Source organism: Neisseria sicca VK64, assembly GCF_000260655.1.
GTDB lineage: Bacteria > Pseudomonadota > Gammaproteobacteria > Burkholderiales > Neisseriaceae > Neisseria > Neisseria sicca_B.
The window spans coordinates 1-4,802 of sequence record NZ_AJMT01000142.1 but is presented as its reverse complement, the minus strand read 5'-3'; the positions used below and the strand labels follow the sequence as shown (position 1 = coordinate 4,802).

Sequence of the window (4,802 nt, the reverse complement as noted above, 5' to 3'; positions counted from 1 at the left end):
TGTTCAGCGCAGGCGTATTTGCCGCCAACAATGCCTACAATCCATTTGATTACGGTTACCAAAACCACAAATACGGCAAAAAATGGGGCAAACCCGCATCTGAAGCCGAAGGCGAAAAAGTGATGAAACACGCTGCCTACCGTTCGGGCGTGCACTACACCAACGTCAACCGCATGCCCGGCAATGTAGACCGCAACGGCGTGAAAACCGTACAGGTCAACGACGCATACACCCGTCAAAACCTCGGCCGTTATGCGTTCAACACCATCAAGAGCGGCGGCTCTGAAGTGTATTACGGCGAGTGGGTCGGTAAAGAATACGCCAAAGGCACCAACCGCGGCGTTTTCTACTCAGGCGACAAACGCGCTACCTCTATGCCGGTATCCGGCGTAGCCAACTACGCCGTCAAAGGTATCAACAACTACACCGGCAACAACCCGATGGTCGGTACTTTGCGCGCAGACTTCGGTCAACGCGTCTTGGCAGGTTCTATGAAAAACAACGCTGTACAGATGGACATCCATTCCCGCATCAAACCGTCCAGCGCATCGTTTGAAGGCTACGCCCGCGCCAACGGCCACTTCGGTAAAACCGAAGGCCACTTCTTCGGTCACAACGCAAGCGCGCTGGCCGGTGTTGCCAAATTTAAAACCGACCGCAACTTGGATACGGCATTCGGCGGTGTGAAACGCTAAAATCCGTAGTTAAGTAAAATAAAGCCTGCTTCACGCAGGCTTTTTTAAACACCAGCCCGCCAACCTTCTCAAGGTCGTCTGAAACCGCCGACCGGAAAGCCGACACCATGTACAAACCGTCTGCCTGCCTTATCCTCTTTCTCGCCGCCCCCGTCCTTGCCGCGCCACGTTCTGACTTTTCAGACGACCGTACCGCGCAACGCCTGTGGCAGGACACCCGCCAAACCATGCAGGAACAGGAACAAAAAGTGCGCGAATACCGCCTCGACATTCCCGCCGAAAATATCGGGCAGACAGCCGAAACCGACCCCGAAGCCGACCAAGGCGAAGCCCTGTTCAACGCTGTCAACCGCAGCGACTGGCAAACCGTGCGCCCGCTGCTTGAACGTTATACCCAGCAAACCGAATACGACCCCGACATCGCCCTATTCGCCCGCGCCTCGCTCGCCCGCGGCGAAGGCAGATGGAAAGATGCCAAACAAGACTACGAAACCCTGCTGCAACGCCATCCCGATTTCACGCGCGGACGGCTCGATTACGCCCGCCTGCTCTTTGAAGGTCGTCTGAACCGCGAAGCCACTTCCGAATTCATGCGCCTTCAAAACGAAGACCTGCCCGAAGCCGTCAAAGAAAACATCGGCCATTTCCGCGACTCTCTAAACCAACGCCAAAGCTGGCAGGGCAGCCTTTCCGTCGGCACCGTCCACAACAGCAACATCAACGAAGCCAGCGGCAAAGTGTGGTGTAAAACCGAAATCGACGGCGAATGCTGGGAAGAATTTTCAGGCGACCAACCCATTTCCGCCAACGGCATCAAATACGAAGCCGCCGCCGTCCGCCGCTGGCAGATTAAAGGACACCACGGCATCGCCGCCCGCGCGCTCGGCTACGGCCGCTTCTACCGCGACCATAAAGACTTCAACGAACACACGCTCAACCTCAGCGCAGGCTACCAGTTTGAAAACCACCGCCACACCTTCGCCCTCGCCCCGCTTGTCGAATGGAACGGCAGCGGCGGCAAAACCCTCAACCGCGCCTACGGCGTGCGCAGCGAGTGGAACCTCGACAAAGGCAGCTGGACGTGGAACACCGAAGCCGAGTGGAAACACCTCTCCTATTCCGACAAAACCCGCCTGCTCGACGGCAGCCTCTTCTCCGTTTACAACACCCTGTCCTACTTCCCGCGCAACGACCTCATGCTCTACGGCGGCATAGACTGGCAGCAGCGCAAAGCCAAAGAACCCGTGGACAGCTACCGCCTCATCTCCGCACGGCTGGGCGCGGCAAAAATGTTTGAAGCCGGCTTCGATGCCTCCGCCTCCGCCACCTTCGGCATCCGCAGCCACCGCGAAGAAAACGCCGTACTCGAACAACGCCGCCGCGACAAAGAACAGACCTACCGCCTCAGCATAGGCGCGGACCGCTGGAAATTCGCCGGACTCAAGCCCGTCCTCAGCTACAAACACCGCCGCGTCCACGGCAACACCGACTGGCTGTACAGCTACAAGCAAAACGAAGTCGGTCTGTCGCTGGTCAAATCGTTCTAACGCAGGACGCAGAAACACAAAGGTCGTCTGAAATTCAGTTTTCAGACGACCTTTGCGTTTTATAGTGGATTAACTAAATCAGGACAAGGCGACGAAGCCGCAGACAGTACAGATAGTACGGCAAGGCGAGGTAACGCCGTACTGGTTTAAAGTTAATCCACTATAAATTATTCCCCGTCTTTAACCGGATAATCAGGCAAGTACACATCAAAGCGGGTGCTTTTGCCCGTGTATTGGTAGGCGGGTTTTTCGCCGTTGAGAAACTCGCCGAGGCGCGGGCGTTTGACGACGACGCGTTTTTTGGCGACGGCGCGGGCGGCGGCAAGCAGCCCGGCTTCTTCTTGGGCGGCACCGACGACGCTGTGGAAATACGCCATTTCCTTTTTGACGGCGGCGGATTTTTGGCGTTCGGGGTACATGGGGTCGAGGTATACGATGTCGGGGCGCGATTGAACGGCGAGTTCGCGCATCAATTCGACGGCGTTGCCATAATGGAAAGTCATGCGGCGGGCGATGTCTTGAATTTCAGGCTCTTGCAGCGCGCGTTCGAGGCCGTCGGCAAGCAGGCAGGCGACGGCGGGATGCTGCTCGAAAGTGTGGACGTTCAAACCAAGCGAGGCGAGGACGAAACTGTCGCGCCCGAGTCCGCCGGTGCCGTCCCAGACGGTCGGTTTGGTTGTGTGGTTGACCGCCTTGGCAATCAGCTCGCCGCCGCCTTTGGTGCGCCGGTATTGGGCTGCGCCGCCGCCGAAATCGACACGGACGCGCCCCCTCTCCCCCGCGCGGCACAAGCTGACGCCTTCCGCATCGGCAAGCAGGTATTCGCCGCTGTCGGGCAGGTCGGACAAAATCGGAAGCTGGAATTGCCGCGCCAAAAGGCGGGCGTGTTCGGTGGCGGTGTCGGCGAGATAAATGGGCGTCATGGCGGTTGCGGGTCGGGGTCGTCTGAAAAGGGCGGATTATATAGTGGATTAAAATAAAAATGAGACAAGGCGGCAACGCCGTATCATTGCAATTTTAATCCACTATATCGGGAATCCGCTTGAAGCCGATATGGCTTCATCAATACGGATTTTATCCGTTTTCGGGACAAAGGTCGTCTGAAAATCGGATTTCGGGTTTTCAGACGACCTTTGCCGTTCTTTACTCGCTGAATTTCCGTCCGCGTTCCATATCCTGCCTTGCAGGTAAAGGGGGACGGTCAATGCGGCGCGGATAGAGGTTTTGGCTATATCCAAAGCATCAGGAGTTATTTAGCCTGCGTCAGCCCGTTTGTTAAAATCCGTCGTTTTGCCGGTTGATTGAACGGCATTTTCCAATAGAAACAAACAATAACCATGACCCACACACAGCAAAAATCCCCCAACCTTTGGCTGGTAATCGCCGCTGCCGCCGCCATTCTGCTGATTACCATCGGCATGCGCATGACTATGGGGCTGTTTGTCCGCCCCGTCGTCGACTCTACCGAGCTGAGTATCCAAGAGTTCAGCCTGATTATTGCCGTTTTCCAGTTGATGTGGGGCGTGTCCCAGCCGCTTTCCGGCGCGCTTGCCGACCGCTTCGGCGCGTTTAAGGTTTTGGGCGGCGGCGCGTTGCTGTTGGTTTGTGCCTGCCTGATGGTGCCGCAGATGCCGACTTATTGGGGGCTGATGCTGGCAATCGGGCTGCTTTTTTCGTTTGGCACGGGCGCGGGCGGTTTTTCCATCATCATGGGGCAGGTCGCGGCGAAAGTGCCGCCGCACAAACGCGGTTTGGCTTCGGGGCTGGTCAACGCGGGTGGTTCGGCGGGGCAGTTTCTGTTTGCGCCGCTGGTGCAGGGTTTGCTGGTGTTGCCCGCCGTCGGCTGGACGGGGACGTTTTATGTTTGGGGTGGGATTGCGCTTTTGATCCTGCCGATTTCGTGGTGGCTGGCGGGCGGCAAAAACGCTGTCGCCACGCACCACACGTCGTCTGAAAACGGGCAATCGCTGGGGCAGGCAGTCAAAGCGGCGTTTAAAAACCGCAGCTACATCCTGCTGCACTTAGGCTTTTTTACCTGCGGTTTCCACATTGCGTTTTTGGTAACCCACCTGCCCAACGAAATCGCGCTCTGCGGCCTGCCCGCTTCGGTCGCTTCGACTTCGATTGCGATTATCGGTTTGGCGAACATCGCGGGCTGCATTTTTTCGGGCTGGTGTACGGGGCGGTTTTTGGGCAAATACGTTTTGTTCGGACTCTACGCCTCGCGCGTAGCGATGGTGCTGATATACCTTGCCGCCCCGAGAACCGACGTCAATTTCTACATTTTTGCCGCCGCGCTCGGTTTCACTTGGCTCGCCACCGTCGCCCCGACCGCTGCGATTACGGGCAAACTGTTCGGCACGCGCTATCTGGCGACGCTGTTCGGACTGACGATGTTGAGCCACCAAATCGGCGGCTTTTTAGGCTCGTATATCGGCGGCATCGTGATTTACCGGTTCAACGATTACGGCTGGATGTGGTATGCCGACGCGGTGTTGGCGGGGACGGCGGCTTTGCTGAACCTGCCGATACGCGAAAAGAAAGCGGCGTAAACCGCTGC

Annotated in this window: 5 protein-coding genes; 3 read left to right on the top strand and 2 right to left on the bottom strand. The window is 57.3% G+C overall.

From position 1 onward, the window contains the following. Window positions 1-695: Slam-dependent surface lipoprotein (locus HMPREF1051_RS08705; RefSeq protein ID WP_003767268.1), on the top strand; the 695-nt coding region annotated here is incomplete at its 5' end. A gap of 107 nt (window positions 696-802) precedes the next feature. After that, window positions 803-2,242, top strand: coding sequence for a surface lipoprotein assembly modifier (locus HMPREF1051_RS08700; RefSeq protein ID WP_003767260.1), 1,440 nt, complete (start codon window positions 803-805; stop codon window positions 2,240-2,242). A 167-nt stretch (window positions 2,243-2,409) separates the two neighbouring features. Here the strand turns inward: HMPREF1051_RS08700 and HMPREF1051_RS08695 are convergent, their stop codons facing one another. Together HMPREF1051_RS08695 and HMPREF1051_RS13530 are read right to left on the bottom strand one after the other, a co-directional pair. Next, window positions 2,410-3,165: a class I SAM-dependent methyltransferase gene (locus HMPREF1051_RS08695; RefSeq protein WP_003767262.1), complete on the bottom strand. Its 756-nt coding sequence runs from the start codon at window positions 3,163-3,165 to the stop codon at window positions 2,410-2,412. A gap of 102 nt (window positions 3,166-3,267) precedes the next feature. Beyond that, window positions 3,268-3,480, bottom strand: coding sequence for a hypothetical protein (locus tag HMPREF1051_RS13530; RefSeq protein ID WP_003767267.1), 213 nt, complete (start codon window positions 3,478-3,480; stop codon window positions 3,268-3,270). A gap of 99 nt (window positions 3,481-3,579) precedes the next feature. On the opposite strand from HMPREF1051_RS13530, the gene HMPREF1051_RS08690 reads away from it, so the two are divergent. Then, window positions 3,580-4,794 carry an MFS transporter gene (locus HMPREF1051_RS08690; RefSeq protein ID WP_003767257.1) on the top strand — a complete coding sequence of 405 codons (1,215 nt, stop codon included), beginning with the start codon at window positions 3,580-3,582 and terminating at the stop codon, window positions 4,792-4,794. Window positions 4,795-4,802: the final 8 nt, after the last annotated feature.